Source organism: Mesorhizobium sp. B264B1B, from assembly GCF_020165765.1.
In the GTDB taxonomy this organism is placed as follows: Bacteria; Pseudomonadota; Alphaproteobacteria; order Rhizobiales; family Rhizobiaceae; genus Mesorhizobium.
The window spans coordinates 430,569-448,330 of the sequence record NZ_JAIUIS010000002.1; the positions used below are offsets into that span (position 1 = coordinate 430,569).

The window sequence follows — 17,762 nt, forward strand, 5'->3', positions numbered from 1 at the left end:
CCAAGATCCACGTTTAACTGTTTCAACGCAGGGGATGCTGGTCTTTCAGCCGCTTGGCGGGAGAGTGCGTCATTGCGCCGATCGGCTGTCCCATCTGTATTTCATTACGAAAGTTTGCAAATGACGTCCCACAGCGACCACCAGAAGGGCCTTCTGATAACCGCCATTGGCGGCCTGACGCTGACCCTCGACATTCCGCTGATCCGCCTCGCCGATGGCGGCGCATGGACGATCCTGCTCTTGCGCGGGGCCGCCACCTTCATCGCCGCAATGATCATCTGGGCTGTCTGGCGGGCGCTCAGCCGAAACGCGCCTCAGCTCATTCCAGGCTGGTCGGGACTGGCGGCCGCGATATGCTACGGGCTGACCTCGATCACCTTCGTCACCGCCGTCTTCTACACCTCGACCGCCGACCTGGTGTTCATCCTGGCCTTCAACACAGTGTTCGCCGCGCTCTTGTCCTGGTTGTTTCTCCAGGAAAAGCCGCGGGCGGTGACGCTCGCGGCGATGCTGGTCATGATCCTCGGCGTGCTGGTAATCGTCGGCGGATCTGTCGGCACCGGACACCTGTTCGGCAATTTCATGGCGCTGTGTTCGGCCTTCTTCATTTCCGTGGCCATCACCATTTCGCGGGCCAGCGGCAAGGACATGGGCTTCACGGCGCTCGTCGGGGTGGTTCCGTCGCTCGTGCTGGCGGCCTTCATGGTGTCAGGTGAAGGCATCCATGTGAGCGCGCCCTGGTGGATCATCTTTAATGGCGCCGTGATCATGCCGATTTCGTTCTTCTGCCTGGCGGCCGGCCCCAAATACATCTCCGGACCGGAAGTGGCGATGTTCTACCTTCTGGAGACCGTGCTGGCACCGGTGTGGGTATGGCTGATCTTTTCCGAAACGCCGTCACGCAACAGCCTGATCGGCGGCGCGATCCTGATCGTCACATTGGTGGTCCATTCGGTGTGGCAGTTGCATGACGGACGCAGGCGCCGCGCCGCCCTTGCGGTGCGTCATCCGGCCTGAATCTTCTTCGCCTCGCCGTCGATCTCGATCAGCGACGGCGAGCCTTCCTGTTCAGGGGAAGCAGGCATCTCGTCCATCATTTCCACCTCGCGCAGCCATTCGCGCCAGATCGCCACCAGCAGTGCCATCAGCACCGGGCCGATGAACAGGCCGAGAAAGCCCATCGTCTTGACGCCGCCGATCAGGCCGAAAAAGGTCGGCAGGAAGGGCAGTTTTATCGGCCCGCCGACGAGCTTCGGTCGCAAGGTCTTGTCGACGATGAACAGTTCGACCGTCCCCCAGATGAACAAAGCCAGGCCGGCCACCGGTGAGCCGCTGGCGGCGAGATAGATCGAAACCAGCGTGAAGGAGAGCGGTGCCCCGCCGGGAATCAGCGCCATGACGCCGGTCAGGGCGCCAAGCGTCACCGGCGACGGCACGCCGGCCAGCCAGTAGGCGATGCCGAGCACCAATCCCTCGCCGATGGCGATGACGGTCATGCCGGTCACGGTCGAGGAAATGGTCGCCGGCACGACCCGCGAGATGCGCTCCCACCTCGTCGGCAGTATGCGCTCGCCCAGGCGATCGACCTGGCCCGCGAAATGCTCGCCGTCGCGATAGGCGAAGAACAGCGCGATCATCATGAACAAAAGCGTCAAAAGCAGGCCGAAGGCGCTGCCGCCAGCGGCAAGGACGCCGCGATAGATGCTGCCGATATTGGCGCCGCTGACCAGTTGGATCAGTTCGCCGATGCCGCCGGGATGGCCGAGATTGGTCGTCCATTGCTGGTTCAGCCATTCTCCTACGATAGGCAGCGTGGCGATCCAGTGCGGTGTCGGGGCGCCGTGCCGGTTGGTCTCGATCGCCCAGCCGACCCATTCGCGCACCTCGTTGATGGCGTAGGTGCCCGCGAGCGCGATCGGTATGACCAGGAAGGCAAGGATGAACAATATGGCGAAGGTGGCGGCGATGGTGCGGTTGCCGCCGACACCGGCCAAAAGCCGCCGGTAAAGCGGCCAGCTTGCGAAGGCGATGACCAGCGCGGCCAGCACCGGGAACAGGAAGCCGTGGAAGAAATAGACGCCGGCGGCAACGATCAGCACCAGCAGCCAGCGCGCCGCCGAGAGCGGTGGGATGACGGCGGCTCTGAGCGGCGTCGACAGACCGAACAGGCGCTGCCCCGGTTTCTGGATTTTCGCTTCCTTCAAACGCTCGTCTCTCCCCGGCCATCCCGCGGCTTATGCTCTGACATAGTGCAGCAATCGTGACGATAGTTCAAAAGGTGATGGTGAAGCTGCGGATCTCCCCCTCGAGGGGGAGATGGCCGGCAGGCCAGAGGGGGTAGCCGCGCGTAAGGCGCTAGCATTCTTTGTTCAAAGCAATGAGGTTGCGTCCAGTCGAACCGACCCCCTCTGTCGACTTCGGCGGCATCTCCCCCTCGAGGGGGGAGATTACCCAAATTTCCCGGTCCTCGGGAAACCCTTCGGCACCATGCGGCCAGCCGACGCGCGGGCGCCGATCCATTCGGCCAATTCCTCGCGCGACCTTGTAAAGGTGCGGTCGGCCGAATCCTGCCAGGAAAGACCGGTCTCCAGCGTAAATGGCTTGAGATCAAGAAGCCCGCCATCCTTGTATTTCTGCAGCCGCACGCCCTTGCCGCGGCTCATTTCCGGAATGTCGGACAGCGGAAACACCAGCATCTTTCGGTTCTCGCCGACGATAGCCAGATGATCGCCGCCGACCGGCACGCAGCGCTTGGCTTCGTCGGGCGCCTTGACGTTCATCACCTGCTTGCCCTTGCGGGTGTTGGCGACGACCTCTTCCTCCGGCACGATGAAACCGTTGGCGTCATGCGAGACCAGCAGCAGCTTGCGCTTCGGATCGTGGACGAAGGCGGTGACGATGTCCTGGTCATTGTCCATGTCGACGATGATGCGGATCGGCTCGCCATGGCCGCGCCCGCCTGGCAGCCGATCGGCGCCGATGGTGTAAAATTTGCCGCCGGTGGTGAACACCAGGATCTTGTCGGTCGTCTGCGCATGGAAGGCGAGTTTCAGGCTGTCGCCTTCCTTGAACGCAAGCTGCGAATGATCGGTCAGATGACCCTTCATCGCACGCAGCCAGCCCTTTTCCGAGACCACCACGGTGACCGGCTCGCGCTCGATCATGGCATGTGCGATGTCGGTCAGGTCATGCTCGGGCGCATCGGCGAACTGGGTGCGGCGCTTACCGAGCTCGGTCTCGGGGCCGAATTTGTCCCGCAGGCTCGCAACCTCCCACTTGATCGTCCCCCATTGCTTGGCTTCGGACGCAAGCAGCGCCTCGATCTGCTTCTTTTCGGCAGTGAGGCCGTCGAATTCCTTGCGGATCTCGAATTCTTCCAGCTTGCGCAGGGCGCGCAGGCGCATGTTGAGAATGGCTTCGGCCTGGGTGTCGGTGAGCGACCAGCGGGCCATCATGACCTGCTTGGGCTCATCCTCCTCGCGGATGATCTTGATCACCTCGTCGATATTGAGATAGGCGATCAGGTAGCCGGCAAGGATCTCCAGCCGTCTTTCGATCTCGCCGAGGCGATGTTTCGAGCGGCGGATCAGCACGTCGCGGCGATGCTCGAGCCATTCCTGCAGCACGCCCTTCAGCGACAGGACATTGGGCACCTTGCCGCGCGACAGCACGTTCATGTTGAGCGGGAAACGGCTTTCAAGCTCGGTGAGCTTGAACAGCGATTCCATCAGGATGCCGGGATCGACGGAACGGCTCTTGGGCACCAGCACGACGCGGATGTCCTCGGCGCTCTCGTCCCTGATGTCCTCGAGCAGCGGCAATTTGCGCGCCATCAGGAGCTCGGCGATCTTCTCGATCAGCCGCGCCTTCTGCACGCCATAGGGGATTTCGGCGACGACGATGCTCCAGGTGCCCCTGCCCTGGTCTTCCTGGCTCCATTTTGCCCGCACGCGAAAGCCGCCGCGGCCGCTTTCATAGGCTTCGAGGATGGAGGCTCGGCTGTCGACGATGATGCCGCCGGTCGGGAAATCCGGGCCCTGGACGAAATCCATCAGCTTGGCCACCGGCGCGTCCCGATGCTCGATCAGGTGAAGGGCGGCGTCACAAAGTTCGGCCGCGTTGTGCGGTGGGATCGATGTCGCCATGCCGACCGCGATGCCGGACGAGCCGTTGGCCAGCAGGTTGGGGAAGGCGCCCGGGAGCACCACCGGCTCCTCGTCCTCCTCATTGTAGGTCGGCCGGTAGTCGACGGCATCCTCGGTGATGCCCGCGAGCAGCTCGGTCGCCACATCGGTCATGCGCGCTTCGGTGTAGCGCATGGCGGCGGCGTTATCGCCGTCGATGTTGCCGAAATTGCCCTGGCCGTCGACCAAGGGGTAGCGCATCGAAAAATCCTGCGCCAATCGCACCAGCGCGTCGTAGATCGACTGGTCGCCATGCGGGTGGAACTTGCCCATCACCTCGCCGACGATACGGGCGCATTTGGCGAAGCCCTGGTCGGGGTTGAGGCGCAGCAGGCGCATGGCATGCATGATGCGGCGATGGACGGGCTTCAGCCCGTCGCGGACATCGGGCAGCGCCCGGTGCATGATGGTCGACAGCGCATAGGCAAGATAGCGCTCTTCCAGCGCCTTCTTCAGGTCGACCGGTTCGATATGATCGCCGCCACCATTGTCAGGCGGCAAAAGCCTTTTTCCCATGGGCTGGAACTAGCCGAGCGGGTGATTCGCGGCAAGAGGGCAAGCCTTGAAGTGGGTGCATGCCCTGCCCTGCAACACGAAGTCCCAGGCAAGCCCGCCAGCCAACATCAATCCGTTACATGCCGTCTCTATTGCGAAGCGCGACGACGCTCGGCGGCCCGGTCTCCAGCATGTTCGGATCGGGTTTGCCTTTCGCCGCGATTTTTGACCATTGTGGCGGGATGCGCCTTTTTCCCGTCCAGTTCGTCACTGAAGGGTGATGGCGCCAAAAATTGAAAAATAATTTTCAGGACACTCTCAGGGGCATTCGCGATGACAATCAAACGCTCGACTCTCAGGAAACTCGCCTTTTCGACCTTCTTGCTCACATTGCCGCTGAACGCGGCGCTCGCCCAGGACACCGCGGTCGCCGACCGGCTGAAGAGGGCGCTTGCCGCGCAGGGCGTCGATATTTCCTGGACCGGCGTGACCGGCGACAACGCCAGCATGGTGTTGCAGGGCGTATCCATCAAACCGGGCGCGGAAAAAGAAGCCCTTGCGATCGGCGACGTCAAACTCGAAGGCGTGACCGAAGCCAATGGCGGCTATGATATCGCAACCGTGTCGACCTCGGCATTCGAACATAGCAAGGACGGCGTCACCCTCAATTTAAGCCCCCTCGTCATCCACGACATGATGGTTCCGGCCAGCGGCGCCAGCGGCCCGCTGGGCTCGCTGATGATGTACAAGTCCGCCGAACTCTCGAACATGAGGGTCAAGATCGCCGACAAGACCGCTTTCTCGATGGACGGGCTTGCCATCGAAATCACGCCGCCGGCCGACGGCCAAGCGATGAAATTCACCGGCACCACCGAGAAGTTCAATGCCGACCTGACGCTGGTCGAGGATCCCAAGTCGAAGGAAGTCATCAACGCACTCGGCTACCAGAACATTGCGGGCAATTTCGAGATGGCCGGCACCTGGCAGCCCACTGACGGCAAGATGGAGCTGTCGAAATACAACATTTCGGTCGAGAATGCCGGCACGCTCGGCATGACCTTCGATCTCGGCGGCTACACGCTCGACTTCATCAAGTCGCTGCAGGAAATGCAGAAGAAGATGGCCGCGCAGCCCGAAGGGGCCGACAACTCGGCGCAAGGCATGGCCATGCTCGGCCTGTTGCAGCAGCTTTCCTTCAACAGCGCCTCGATCCGTTTCGACGACGATTCGCTGACGGGCAAGGTGCTGGACTATGTCGGCAAGCAGCAAGGCATGTCGGGCAAGGATATCGCCAACCAGGCCAAGGCGATCGTGCCGTTCGGCATGGCGCAGCTCAACAATCCCGAGCTGACGGCGCAGGTAACGGCGGCGGTCGGCAAATATCTCGACGATCCGAAGAGCCTCGAAATCTCGGCTAAGCCGCCGGCGTCGGTGCCGTTCGCACTGATCATGGCGGGCGCCATGTCCAATCCGACCGACCTGCCGAAGACGCTCGGCGTCACCGTCAAGGCCAACGAAGACTGATCGAAGCGACCTCGACTTGCTTCAAGATACGAAAAGCCCGGCAGCGATGCCGGGCTTTTGTCTGCGATTCTCAATCGAACGAGTCACTTCGGAGGCTTCTTTAAAGCGCCGTCCGAAGCGCCATCATGCCTCTTTCTTGATCGGTGCGACACGCAGCGACAAGTCGCGAAGCTGCTGCGGCGTGGCTTCCGACGGCGCATTCATCAACAGGTCGTAAGCCTGCTGGTTCATCGGGAACATGGTGATCTCGCGCAGGTTCTTGGCGCCCACCAGCAACATCACGACACGGTCGATGCCGAATGCCGCTCCGCCGTGCGGCGGGGCGCCGTACTGAAACGCACGGTAAAGGCCGCCAAAGCGCTCCTCGACGGTCTGGCGATCCAGTCCGACCATCTCGAAGGCCCTGACCATGGTTTCGGGCAAATGGTTGCGGATGCCGCCCGAGGCAATCTCGAAGCCGTTGCACACGGCGTCGTACTGGAATGCCTTGATGCCGAGCGGCTCCTGGTTGTTGAGGGCGTCGATGCCGCCTTGCGGCATCGAAAACGGATTGTGGGCGAAATCGATCTTCTTCTCGTCCTCGTTCCACTCGAAGAACGGAAAGTCGACGATCCAGCACAGCTCGAAACGGTCGCGGTCGACCAGGTTCAGTTCCTCGCCGGCGCGGGTGCGCGCAGCACCCGCGAAGGAGACGAATTTCTTGGGATCGCCGGCGACGAAGAAGGCGGCATCGCCATCGGCAAGGGCCAGTTGAAGACGGATCGCCTCGGTGCGCTCCTCGCCGATGTTCTTGGCAAGCGGACCCGCGCCTTCGAGTTTCTCGCCTTCCTTGCGCCAGAAGATGTAGCCCAATCCGGGCTGCCCCTCGCCTTGCGCCCAGCTGTTCATGCGGTCGCAGAAGGCACGGCTGCCCCCGGTCTTGGCCGGAATGGCCCAGACCTCGGCCTTGGGATCGTTGGCCAGGATGTTGGCGAAGACCTTGAAGCCGGAATCACGAAAATGGTCAGAGACCGCCTGCATCTCGATCGGGTTGCGCAGATCCGGCTTGTCGGTACCGTATTTGCGCATCGCAACATCATAGGGAATGCGCGGCCAGTCCTTCGTGACGGGCTTGCCGTTGGCAAAGGCCTCGAAGACCGATGTCATCACCGGCGCCATGGTGGAAAGCACGTCATCCTGCTCGACAAAGCTCATTTCGAGGTCAAGCTGGTAGAATTCGCCGGGCAGGCGGTCGGCGCGCGGATCCTCGTCGCGGAAGCAGGGCGCGATCTGGAAATAACGATCGAAACCCGAGACCATGATCAGCTGCTTGTATTGCTGCGGCGCCTGCGGCAGCGCATAGAAAGTGCCGGGGTGAATGCGCGACGGCACCAGGAAGTCGCGCGCGCCTTCGGGCGACGATGCGGTGAGGATCGGCGTCGAGAATTCGGTGAAGCCGACCTCGCCCATGCGCTTGCGCATCTCGGCGATGATCTTCGTGCGCGCCACGATGTTCCTGTGCAGCGTCTCGCGGCGCAGGTCGAGGAAGCGGTATTTCAGCCTGATGTCCTCGGGATAGTCCGGCTCGCCGAAGACCGGCAGCGGCAATTCCTTGGCCGCCGAAAGCACTTCGATCTCGCGCGCGAAAATCTCGATCTCGCCGGTCGGCAGGTTGGCATTGGTGGTTTCAGGCAGGCGCGCCTTGACCTCGCCGTCGACGCGGATCACCCATTCGCCGCGCACTGTTTCGGCGATCTTGAAGGCCGGCGAATCGGGATCGGCGACGATTTGGGTCAGGCCATAGTGGTCGCGCAGGTCGATGAACAGCAGGCCGCCATGGTCGCGCACGCGATGCACCCAGCCCGACAGGCGAACGGAAGCGCCGACGTCGCTCTTTCTCAACTGGGCACAGGTATGGCTGCGGTAACGGTGCATTGTCATGGGCAAAAGTCCGGGATGTTGGGTTGCCGGCCGAAGCATCGCGGCCCGGCCTGAAAAATTTGCGCGAAAAGCGCATGGGAGGCCCGGTTTGTCAAGGCGAGTGGGCGGAGGGCCAGGGCAACGAACCCGGGTTGACGGGTTCTTTCGGAGCATTCGCCGGCGCGCAGGTCGCCCTATGAACCAAGGCTTGACAGCCGCAGGCGATGCGCGAGGTGATCGACGACCAATGCGGCGCTTGCGGAAGACGTTGTGGCCCGATGAAGGCGGATCTCCGCCCCGGGCAGCGGCGGCACATAAGGGCCAGGATGGACATCGCGCAGGCCGGGCGCGAGCATGCTGCCCTTGACCACGGTAACCGCAAGGCCCTGCTCGACGATCGCCTCCGTCGCGGCAAGGCTCGGGCTGACATAGGCCAGTCGCCACGGCCGGCCCGCTCTGTCGAGCGCGTCAGTCGCCCATGCGCGAAACAAGCAATCAGGGTCCGACAACGCGACGGGCAGCGGATCGAGTTCTTCGACAGAGTGGGTCCTCGCCGCCGCCCATATCGCTCTTTCGCGGCATATCAGATCGCCCTCGGCCACACCTTCCGGATGCATGGCGATGACCGCGTCAAATGATGAGCCGAGCCGTTTCAGCAGCCGCGCCGTGAGGCCGATCTCCATTTCGACCTGCATGAGCGGAAATCGCACGGCGATATCGGCGAGGAGGCGTGGCAGGATCTTGGTGCCGTAGTCCTCCATGACGCCTATCCGGATGCGTCCCGCTACCCGTTGGTTGGAGACACGGGCAATCGCCTGCTCGTTAAGTGCAAGAATGCGGCGTGCGTCGATCAGAAACCCCTCGCCGGCGGCCGTAAGCTCGACATGGGCCGTCGATCGACGGAACAGCGAAATGTCGAGGCGCTCTTCAAGGCGCTTCACCTGCAAGCTGACGGTGGCTTGCGTTCGATTGAGCTGCTCGGCGGCTCGCGTGAAAGAGAGCCGCTCGGCAACGACGACGAAAGTCCGCAACAATTCCGGATCGAGACTCCGACTGCTCATTGCGCAAGCTTATCAAGCTCATTGCATTTATTCGATTCCTTTTACCCGGTTTGCCCGATACCGCTGGACTCCGAACTGGCAGAGGGGAAGCGATGGAAACTGGAGGCGTGCTCGCGGCGATTCTCTCCAGCGCCTTTGGCGGCACCGCTGTCGGTGCAACGCGCTATCTCGCGCGTTCGCTGGATCCGCTCACCATCGGCGCGATCCGGTTCGGGGGTGGTTTTCTAGTGCTCGCCGCCGTAGCGCTTCTGCGGCGGGACAAGTGGCCTGCGAAAAGCGATTGGCCGGGCGCCGCCGCATTGGGCCTGCTGTTCTTCGGCCTATTCCCGGTGCTCTTCAACGGAGCCCTTGTCTACACGACGGCGGCGCGAGGAGCTCTGGCGCTTTCGACGCTGCCTGTGCTCACAATGCTCGCAGGCGCGGTTCTAGGGATCGAACCGCCGACGACGCGCAAGATCGTCGGCGTCCTGGTCGCGATGGCCGGAGTGGCTGTCGCGCTTGGCAGCAGCCTGACGACAGCTCCCCAGGGCGCCTGGCGCGGAGACCTCCTGATGATCGCGGCGGCATTCTGCATGGCGCTCTACAATGTCTGGTCGCGACCTTTTCTCACCCGCTGCGCGCCGACATCATTCGCCGCGTTTGGCATGGCCGTCGGCACGGCCTGCCTGTTGGCGCTGTCGACTTTGACTGGAGGCCTGACGCGACTTGCCGCGCTTGAGGCGTCGCAATGGGTTGCCAGCGGATACCTGGCCGTAATTTGCGGCGCCCTGATCTTCTTCCTCTGGGCGTTCGCGCTTGAACGTGCGCCGCCAACGCTGGTTGCCGTTTCAGTTGCCGTGAACCCCGTGACGGCATCGATCTTCGGCGCCGTCTTTCTCGGTGAGCAAATCAATGCAAACCTAATTGTCGGGCTCATCGCTGTCCTCGCGGGAATAGCCATCGCGTCGGGAGCAGCCGGGCGGTTCGCCGTGGGACGTCGAGGAGGCAGGCGCCGACTTCCTTGAACAGAAAGGCGGACACATCCTGTTGGCGCGGGGAATTGCCGCTGGTATTGACGGAAGCGATGGTTCAAGAAGGGATCACAGACATGTGATCGCCTCTTAATGTCCTCCATCCGTCCGCTGATCCCGCTCCTCATCGCCGCAGGCATCCTGCTCGGCGGCAATGGGCTGCAAAGCACGCTGATCGCGCTGCGCGGCGCGCAGGAAGGTTTTTCGGCTTCCGACATCGGCCTGATGGGCACGTTCTATTTCGCCGGCTTTCTGCTCGGCTGCCTGGCCGTCACCCGCATCCTGAAGGCGGTCGGCCATGTCAGGACCTTCTCGGCGCTGGCCGCGGCCGCCTCGGCCGGCACATTGCTCCTGGTTCTGGTCATCGACCCGGTGATGTGGTGCGCGGTGCGTTTTGCCGGCGGTTTCTGCTTCGCCGGCCTGTTCACGGTGATGGAGGCCTGGCTCAACTCCGGGGTCAGCAACAAGGACCGCGCCCGCGTGCTTGCCATCTACCGCATGGTCGACATCGGCTCGGTCACCGGCGCGCAGTTCCTCATCCCGATCTTCGGAGCAGGCGGCTTCGCCATATTCGCCATCATGTCGATGATGATCACGCTGTCGCTGGTGCCGGTATCGCTGGGCGATCGCTCCAACCCGACGCCGCCGGAAGACGTCAAGCTCGACCTGGCGCGGGTCTGGCGCATCTCGCCGCTCGGCTGTTTCGGCTGCATCGCCGTCGGCGTCACCAACAGCGCGTTCCGCACGCTGTCGCCGGTCTATGCCGAGCAGATCGGCATGTCTGTCGCCGATGTCGTCACCTTCGTCAGCGTCGGTATCTTCGGCGGCGCACTCATCCAATACCCGCTAGGCTATCTCTCCGATCGCTGGGACCGGCGCTCGGTGCTGCTGGCGACGACATGCTGCGCCATGCTGGCAGCGCTGGCGCTTGCGTTCGTGGCGGGAGCCGACCCGTTTCTCAACTTCCTCATCATCTTCATCTTCGGCTGTTTCGCCATGCCGCTCTACTCGCTGTCGGCGGCGCACTCCAACGACCGCGCCGGCGCGGGCGAGTTCGTTCTGATCAACGCCGCCTTGATGCTGTTTTATTCCTTCGGCGCCATTGGCGGCCCTTTCGCCGCATCGACGGCGATGCAGTATTTTGGCCCAAGCGCGCTGTTCGTGTTCAGCGCGCTGGTCTATGCAATCTTCATCGCCGTCATCCTCTATCGGATGCGGGCACGATCGGGCGTGCCGGCTGGCAAGCGCAGCCGCTTCACCGCGCTGTTGCGCACCTCGACGGTTTTCGCCCGGCTGGCGAGAAGAAACGGCGATCCGGACGGGCCGGACGGGCCGTGATGCGAGCGCCAACGCTTGACGAAAGCCTTCCCGGCTGAAATCTAGGAAGACCCTACTCCTGCCAAAAGCGATTTGATGCACGTCATCACCACCCAAAAAGAACTCGAGACCGTTCTCGCCGCTTTCGAAAAATCGGATTTCGTCACCGTCGACACCGAATTCATCCGGGAAACGACCTTCTGGCCGATCCTGTGCCTGATCCAGATGGCGGCGCCCGGAATAACGGCGCTGATCGATCCGCTGTCGCCAGACATCGACCTGAAGCCGTTTTTCAGGCTGATGGCCAATGAATCTGTCGTCAAAGTCTTCCATGCCGCGCGGCAGGACATCGAAATCATCGTCCATCTGGGCGATCTCGTTCCCCATCCGGTGTTCGATACCCAGGTTGCGGCGATGGTCTGCGGGTTCGGCGACAGCGTTTCCTACGATCAGCTCGTGCAGCGCGTCACCGGCGCGCGGCTCGACAAGTCCTCGCGCTTCACCGACTGGCGCCACCGGCCGCTGTCCGAAAAGCAGCTCGACTATGCGCTTGCCGACGTCACCCATCTTATCGAGGTCTACCAGCATCTCAGCGCCGAACTGGAGCGGGAGAACCGCGCCCACTGGCTGAACGAGGAGATGGACGTCCTGACCTCGCGCGAAACCTACGATCCGCACCCCGAGGATGCCTGGAAGCGGCTGAAGATGCGGCTGCGCAAGCCGCAGGAGCTGGCGATCGTGCAGGCCGTGGCGGCATGGCGCGAGCGCGAGGCGCGCGAACGCGACGTACCCCGCGGCCGCGTGCTCAAGGACGACGCCATCTACGAGGTGGCGCAGCAGGCGCCGCGCGACGCGGCCGCGCTGGCCAAGCTGCGCACGATACCGAAGGGCTGGGAGCGCTCCTCGACTGCGACGGCGCTGCTTGGCGCGGTCAACACCGCACTAGCTCTGCCCAAGGAGCAATTGCCGAAGCTGCCGAAGAGTTTTCAGCCGCCCGAAGGCTCGAGCGCCGCGGCGGAACTGTTGAAGGTGCTGCTCAGGATCGTGGCCGAAAAGCAAGGCGTCGCATCGAAGGTCCTGGCTTCCAGCGACGACATCGACCGCATCGCCGCCGAAGGCGAAGCCGCCGACGTGCCGGCGCTGCAGGGCTGGCGCCGCGCCGTGTTCGGCGAGGCGGCGCTGAAGCTGGTGCGCGGCGAGATCGGCATCAAGTTCGACAAGCGCAAAATAGCGGTGTTCGATTTGTAGGCGGAGCGCCCCAACGAAGGGGAGTACTGCTCAAACCACCCGGAGCAGGTGCAGCGCGAACCAGATCCAGCCCAGCAAAAGAATCACTGCCCCCAGGGAGAAAGACCGGCTGCGCAGGAGCAGATTGTTGCTGGTCAGGTGAACCCAGGCATGAAAATAGCGGGTCGCGACAAAGATCCACATCAGGGCCAAGGTCAGATAGTTGACGCCGTTGGTCAGGTGCAGCATCAGGCACAGCACATAAAAAAGCACCGGCAGTTCGAACTGGTTGCTGAGGTTGCTGGCAACCGTCACGCAGGAGGCCGGCTCGGTGGAGCGCGCCTTGTACTGGCTGACTTTGGCTTCGCCCGATTGGATGGCGACATACCTGCGCCGGGCCATGGCGCTATAGACGATGTAGACCAGCAACACGTGCGCCAGAATAGGCCAGAAAATCGATGTCTGGTTCATGAACCCTCCCCGCCCGGTGCCGGGTCAGATCAATTCTGTTTCTGACCTGCCAGCCAGAAGACGGCGATGACGATCACCGGAATTGCGAGCAGCGCGAATTTGGTGACGATCAGCGCCGAGGCGAGACCCAGGGAATCGGGATTGGCCGACAGGAAATCCGACAGAAGGCGGGCCACGGCGATGTTCTGGGCGTAGTTGGCGATCGTGTAGGGCAGCACCAGGATCAGTGCGAAGATCGATTGCATCTGGCCCGGAAGCACGCGGAAATTCCTCAACCGCCTTCCCGTTGCCAGGATCAGGCTGACCAGCGTCACCGACAACAGCGCGGGGAACAGAAGATCGAAGGTCAGATAGTGCCAGACCAGGATGATCTCGCCGCCGCGCCGGCCGAGCGCCGTCAGCCAGGCCATGCCTTCATCCGGCGTGAAGCCAAAAACGCGCATGTCGAGCGACGGCAAACCGCCACTCAACTGGCGGAAATAGAAGAACTCCATTAGCGTCATGGCGATGAAAACCGCCACCGATGCGGTGCAAAGGGCGGCAGCGTGGCGCGATAGCCGCAAGATGGTCGCGGCCAGATTGCGCCAGAACGTGTACTGGTCGGGCCGATCAGGCTCCGCCGGGATAGTTGGGGCTTTCGCGGGTGATCGTGACGTCATGGGCGTGGCTTTCACGAAGTCCGGCGTTGGATATGCGCACAAAGGTGGCGCGTTCGCGGAAATCGGCAAGGTCGCGGCCACCAACATAACCCATAGCGGCTTTCAGGCCGCCTGCAAGCTGGTGCAGCACGCCAGACACAGGTCCTTTGTAGGGGACCTGCCCCTCGATGCCTTCCGGCACCAGTTTCAGCGTGTCGCGAACCTCCGCCTGGAAGTATCGGTCGGCCGAGCCGCGCGCCATGGCGCCGACCGAACCCATGCCGCGATAGGCCTTGAAGGAGCGGCCCTGGTGCAGATAGACCTCGCCCGGGCTTTCGTCGGTGCCGGCAAGCAGCGAGCCGATCATGGCGGCACTGGCGCCGGCGGCAAGCGCCTTGGCCAGATCGCCGGAATATTTGATGCCGCCATCGGCGATCACCGAGGCGCCCGATTTGTGCGCAGTTTCCACCGCCGACATGATGGCCGACAGCTGCGGCACGCCGACGCCGGCGACGATGCGGGTGGTGCAGATGGAGCCGGGGCCGATGCCGATCTTGACGGCATCGGCGCCGGCATCGATCAGCGCCTGGGTGCCCTCGGCGGTGGCGACGTTGCCGGCCAGGATGCGCACCGAATTGGAGAGTTTTTTCGCCCGCGTGACGGCATCGAGGACACGCTGCGAATGGCCATGCGCGGTGTCGATGACCAGAAGGTCGACGCCCGCCTCGATCAGGCGCTCGGCGCGCTCGAAACCGTCGTCGCCGACGCTGGTGGCGGCCGCGGCGCGCAGACGCCCCTGCGCGTCCTTGGTGGCGTGCGGGTTGAGCTGCGATTTCTCGATGTCCTTGACGGTGATCAGCCCCACGCAATTGCCCTGCTTGTCGACGACGACGAGCTTTTCGATGCGGTGCTGATGCAGAAGCCGCTTGGCCTCGTCCTGGTCGACATTCTCCTTGACCGTGATCAGGTTCTCACGGGTCATCAATTCGTAGACCTTCTGCGCCGGATCGGAGGCGAAGCGCACGTCGCGATTGGTCAGGATGCCGACCAGCCGGCCGCTCTTGTGGCCGCCGGAGCCGCCATTCTCGACCACCGGAATACCCGAGATCGAGTAGGTGCGCATCAGCGACAACGCGTCGGCCAGCGTCGCGTCGGGACCGATGGTGACCGGGTTGACCACCATGCCGGATTCGAATTTCTTCACCTGCCGCACCTGCTCGGCCTGCTCGGCCGGCGAGAAATTGCGGTGGATGACGCCGATGCCGCCGGCCTGCGCCATGGCGATGGCAAGCCTTGCCTCCGTGACGGTATCCATGGCCGCCGACAGGATCGGCACGTTGAGGTCGATGTCGCCGGCAATCCGGGTGCGGATGTCGGTCTGGCCGGGCATGACTTCGGAATGGCCGGGCTGCAAAAGCACGTCGTCAAAGGTCAGCGCCAGCGCGCCGGTGGACGTTTCGATGATTTTTGCCATGGCCAGCCCTTTGAATGCGGGAAAAGCGCTGGACCGGGATGGACAGCGCGACTCTCTTCTTCCCTTTCAGGATTGGCGGTGGCTGGTACCACGTCCCGGCACGGAAGAAAAGCCGATCGTTGCGGACGCTTCAGCTTCTATTGCGAACCAAGGAAAGCATCCAGCAAAGCGTGACGCGGCGATGCAAAGGGGTTGACGACGGTTACACCGCCCCAGGTGAAGCCGTCCTGCAGGTCTTCCGACAGAAGCAGCCGGCAACCCGTTTGGGATGCAGCCGAAAGAATGACGGCATCCCAGATGCCGAAGCGATGGTCCGCCGCAAGATCGACAGCCATCGTCATCACCTCCGGCGTCGTCCCAGCAACCGGGAACGCGTCGCGCCAGCTAAGCAGCGCATCCCGAGCCTCCTGGCGCGACCTTCCGGCTTTGCGGACGAGGACATTGAACAGTTCACCCAGCACCTGGACCGGAACAATGGCAGCGTCTTGTGGAACCTTGCGCAGCAGTTCGAGAACGTGGTCGCGTTTGGCTACGTTGTTAACGCCCTCTGCGTAGGCAAGAATGTTGGTGTCGAGCGCGACCCTCACAGGTCATCCTCGTAGAGCTCATCGCGGGTCCAGCGTCCTGCATCGGCAACCGGCTGCCGTTCAAGTCGCGACAGCAATGCCGCGCGCGAGCGGGAGGCCACACCCTCGTGCCTCTCCGCAGGCACGATCCGTGCCACCGGCCGACCATGGCTTGTCACGACGTAGCTCTGGCCCTCGCGTACCTCACGCAGGATGCGAGAAAATCTGCGATTGGCATCGGCTGCCGAAACGGCCTCTTCCATGATCATAACGTCCTGTAGTTATTTTCACTACAATAGGGATAGTGTCCGCTTTTTGCAAGCAATCGTGTATCGCAGCCGCCACCGGAGGTTGCGGTCGCATAAAAGTGACAGCAATTTAACACGACATTGGTGTCCAGCCGTGATAACCGCCCTGCCTGCCGGCAAACTCCCGGTCGGCAACATCTGGAATCAAGCCCGGACGCGTTCCTTTGAACCGAACCATTCCGCTCATATTGGCGGTCGCTCTTTTCATGGAAAACATGGATTCGACCGTCATCGCCACATCGCTGCCGGCGATCGCCCTCGACATCCACACCAGCCCGATCGCGCTCAAGCTGGCGTTGACCTCCTATCTTGTGTCGCTGGCGATCTTCATTCCCATCAGCGGCTGGATGGCGGATCGCTTCGGCGCCAAGAACGTTTTCCGCGCCGCGATCGCGGTGTTCATCGTCGGTTCGGTCGCCTGCGCCGTTTCGGGCTCGCTGCCGGCCTTCGTGGTGTCGCGCTTCCTGCAAGGCATAGGCGGCGCCATGATGACGCCGGTCGGGCGCCTGGTGCTGGTGCGCGCCACGCCCAAGAGCGAACTTGTCGCGGCGATGTCCTGGCTGACCGTGCCGGCATTGGTGGGCCCGCTGGTCGGACCGCCGATCGGCGGCTTCATCACCACCTACTTCACCTGGCACTGGATCTTCCTGATCAATGTGCCGATCGGCCTGATCGGCATCTGGCTGGCCACCCGCTTCCTGCCGGAAACCGAATCGATGGAGACGCCGCCGCTCGATTTCGTCGGCTTCGTGCTGAGCGGGCTGGCGGCGTCCGGCGTCGTGTTCGGCCTGTCAGTGATCAGCTTGCCCTATCTGCCGCCGGCGACCGGCTTCATCACCGTGGGCGTCGGGCTGGTGTCGGGCGCTCTCTACCTCATGCATGCGCGCCGTGCCAGGAACCCCCTGCTGGCGCTCGACTTGTTCCGCAACCAGGTATTCCGCTCCTCCGTGCTTGGCGGCGGACTTTTCCGCATCGGCATCGGCGCCGTGCCGTTCCTGCTGCCGCTGATGTTCCAGATCGGTTTCGGGCTGACGCCGTTCCAGTCCGGCATGATTACCTTCGTCTCCGCGATCGGCGCCATCGGCATGAAATTCGTCACAGCGCTGATCTTCCGCGTCGTCGGCTTTCGTCGCGTGCTGATCGTCGGCTCGCTGGTGGCCGCCGCGTCGATCGCCGTCAACGGCCTGTTCACGCCCGATACGCCCTATCTCTTGATGCTGGCCATGCTGCTGGTGGGCGGCTTCATCCGCTCGATGTTCTTTACCGGCATCAACGCCCTCGCCTACGCCGAGGTTTCAGCCGAGGACACAAGCAAGGCAACACCGATCGCCGCCGTGTTCCAGCAACTGTCGATCGCGCTGGGCGTGGCGGTTGCCGGCGGCATCCTGGAAGTATCGACGGGTATCCACGGCGGCCCGTTGACATTGCCGGACTTCCATACCGCCTTCTTCATCGTCGCGGCAATTTCCGCCGCCGCATCGCTGTCGTTCATGCGGCTGGCGCCCGATGCCGGCAACGCCGTATCGGGCCACGGCCGCCTGACCATGCCCAAGCCGCTGGAACCGGTGAGGTCGCCGGGGGAGTGAGA

The 17,762-nt window shown here is 63.0% G+C and carries 15 protein-coding genes; 6 read left to right on the forward strand and 9 right to left on the reverse strand.

Going from position 1 to position 17,762, the window contains the following annotated elements; translation table 11 throughout:
• The first annotated feature begins 120 nt into the window (after positions 1 to 120).
• A complete protein-coding gene (locus tag LB547_RS05970) occupies positions 121 to 1,017 on the forward strand; it encodes a DMT family transporter (RefSeq protein WP_140565175.1) in 897 nt (298 codons plus the stop codon).
• Here LB547_RS05970 and LB547_RS05975 read toward each other — a convergent pair.
• Both LB547_RS05975 and parC read right to left on the reverse strand, forming a co-directional pair.
• Complete coding sequence (locus LB547_RS05975; protein ID WP_140515657.1) at positions 1,005 to 2,204, reverse strand: AI-2E family transporter; 1,200 nt, start codon at positions 2,202 to 2,204, stop codon at positions 1,005 to 1,007. The genes LB547_RS05970 and LB547_RS05975 overlap by 13 nt on opposite strands.
• A gap of 243 nt (positions 2,205 to 2,447) precedes the next feature.
• Complete coding sequence (gene parC / locus LB547_RS05980; protein ID WP_140515655.1) at positions 2,448 to 4,700, reverse strand: DNA topoisomerase IV subunit A; 2,253 nt, start codon at positions 4,698 to 4,700, stop codon at positions 2,448 to 2,450.
• A 312-nt stretch (positions 4,701 to 5,012) separates the two neighbouring features.
• On the opposite strand from parC, the gene LB547_RS05985 reads away from it, so the two are divergent.
• Entirely contained in the window at positions 5,013 to 6,203 is a 1,191-nt protein-coding gene (locus tag LB547_RS05985; protein ID WP_140521751.1) for a hypothetical protein, read from the forward strand.
• Positions 6,204 to 6,326: 123 nt separating this feature from the next.
• Here the strand turns inward: LB547_RS05985 and aspS are convergent, their stop codons facing one another.
• Entirely contained in the window at positions 6,327 to 8,117 is a 1,791-nt protein-coding gene (gene aspS, locus LB547_RS05990; protein ID WP_181165169.1) for an aspartate--tRNA ligase, read from the reverse strand.
• A 179-nt stretch (positions 8,118 to 8,296) separates the two neighbouring features.
• Positions 8,297 to 9,163 carry a LysR family transcriptional regulator gene (locus LB547_RS05995; RefSeq protein WP_140624643.1) on the reverse strand — a complete coding sequence of 289 codons (867 nt, stop codon included), beginning with the start codon at positions 9,161 to 9,163 and terminating at the stop codon, positions 8,297 to 8,299.
• Here LB547_RS05995 and LB547_RS06000 point away from each other — a divergent pair.
• The 3 genes from LB547_RS06000 to rnd all read left to right on the forward strand — a co-directional run bounded on the left by LB547_RS06000 (position 9,163) and on the right by rnd (position 12,738).
• A complete protein-coding gene (locus LB547_RS06000) occupies positions 9,163 to 10,167 on the forward strand; it encodes a DMT family transporter (protein ID WP_318012625.1) in 1,005 nt (334 codons plus the stop codon). The two genes, LB547_RS05995 and LB547_RS06000, sit on opposite strands and share 1 nt — an antisense overlap.
• 99 nt (positions 10,168 to 10,266) lie before the next feature.
• The gene (locus tag LB547_RS06005) at positions 10,267 to 11,511 is read left to right on the forward strand and encodes an MFS transporter (RefSeq protein ID WP_140494106.1); all 1,245 of its coding nucleotides are present in this window, start codon (positions 10,267 to 10,269) and stop codon (positions 11,509 to 11,511) included.
• A gap of 75 nt (positions 11,512 to 11,586) precedes the next feature.
• The gene (rnd, locus tag LB547_RS06010) at positions 11,587 to 12,738 is read left to right on the forward strand and encodes a ribonuclease D (RefSeq protein WP_140631518.1); all 1,152 of its coding nucleotides are present in this window, start codon (positions 11,587 to 11,589) and stop codon (positions 12,736 to 12,738) included.
• 30 nt (positions 12,739 to 12,768) lie between these two features.
• Here rnd and LB547_RS06015 read toward each other — a convergent pair whose 3' ends face one another.
• From LB547_RS06015 to LB547_RS06035, 5 genes are all read right to left on the reverse strand, one after another.
• Positions 12,769 to 13,188 carry an MAPEG family protein gene (locus tag LB547_RS06015; protein WP_140557035.1) on the reverse strand — a complete coding sequence of 140 codons (420 nt, stop codon included), beginning with the start codon at positions 13,186 to 13,188 and terminating at the stop codon, positions 12,769 to 12,771.
• A gap of 29 nt (positions 13,189 to 13,217) precedes the next feature.
• Positions 13,218 to 13,847 (reverse strand): hypothetical protein, encoded by a 630-nt coding sequence (locus LB547_RS06020; RefSeq protein ID WP_140494112.1) that lies wholly within the window; start codon positions 13,845 to 13,847, stop codon positions 13,218 to 13,220.
• The gene (gene guaB / locus LB547_RS06025; RefSeq protein WP_140761638.1) at positions 13,798 to 15,300 is read right to left on the reverse strand and encodes an IMP dehydrogenase; all 1,503 of its coding nucleotides are present in this window, start codon (positions 15,298 to 15,300) and stop codon (positions 13,798 to 13,800) included. Before guaB ends, LB547_RS06020 begins: the two co-directional genes overlap by 50 nt.
• Positions 15,301 to 15,437: 137 nt before the next feature.
• The gene (locus LB547_RS06030) at positions 15,438 to 15,887 is read right to left on the reverse strand and encodes a PIN domain-containing protein (RefSeq protein ID WP_140521747.1); all 450 of its coding nucleotides are present in this window, start codon (positions 15,885 to 15,887) and stop codon (positions 15,438 to 15,440) included.
• Positions 15,884 to 16,129 (reverse strand): type II toxin-antitoxin system Phd/YefM family antitoxin, encoded by a 246-nt coding sequence (locus LB547_RS06035; protein ID WP_140521745.1) that lies wholly within the window; start codon positions 16,127 to 16,129, stop codon positions 15,884 to 15,886. The genes LB547_RS06030 and LB547_RS06035 overlap by 4 nt, the downstream gene beginning before the upstream one ends.
• A 209-nt stretch (positions 16,130 to 16,338) precedes the next feature.
• Between LB547_RS06035 and LB547_RS06040 the strand changes: the two genes are divergently transcribed.
• Complete coding sequence (locus LB547_RS06040; RefSeq protein WP_140494120.1) at positions 16,339 to 17,760, forward strand: MFS transporter; 1,422 nt, start codon at positions 16,339 to 16,341, stop codon at positions 17,758 to 17,760.
• The last annotated feature ends 2 nt before the right edge of the window (positions 17,761 to 17,762 follow it).

Coding starts and splice junctions, on each gene's coding strand:
- LB547_RS05970 (WP_140565175.1), top strand. CDS start 121: ATGACGTCCCACAGCGACCACCAGAAGGGCCTTCTGATAACCGCCATT.
- parC (WP_140515655.1), bottom strand. CDS start 4,700: ATGGGAAAAAGGCTTTTGCCGCCTGACAATGGTGGCGGCGATCATATC.
- LB547_RS05985 (WP_140521751.1), top strand. CDS start 5,013: ATGACAATCAAACGCTCGACTCTCAGGAAACTCGCCTTTTCGACCTTC.
- aspS (WP_181165169.1), bottom strand. CDS start 8,117: ATGCACCGTTACCGCAGCCATACCTGTGCCCAGTTGAGAAAGAGCGAC.
- LB547_RS05995 (WP_140624643.1), bottom strand. CDS start 9,163: ATGAGCAGTCGGAGTCTCGATCCGGAATTGTTGCGGACTTTCGTCGTC.
- LB547_RS06005 (WP_140494106.1), top strand. CDS start 10,267: ATGTCCTCCATCCGTCCGCTGATCCCGCTCCTCATCGCCGCAGGCATC.
- rnd (WP_140631518.1), top strand. CDS start 11,587: ATGCACGTCATCACCACCCAAAAAGAACTCGAGACCGTTCTCGCCGCT.
- LB547_RS06015 (WP_140557035.1), bottom strand. CDS start 13,188: ATGAACCAGACATCGATTTTCTGGCCTATTCTGGCGCACGTGTTGCTG.
- LB547_RS06020 (WP_140494112.1), bottom strand. CDS start 13,847: ATGACGTCACGATCACCCGCGAAAGCCCCAACTATCCCGGCGGAGCCT.
- guaB (WP_140761638.1), bottom strand. CDS start 15,300: ATGGCAAAAATCATCGAAACGTCCACCGGCGCGCTGGCGCTGACCTTT.
- LB547_RS06035 (WP_140521745.1), bottom strand. CDS start 16,129: ATGGAAGAGGCCGTTTCGGCAGCCGATGCCAATCGCAGATTTTCTCGC.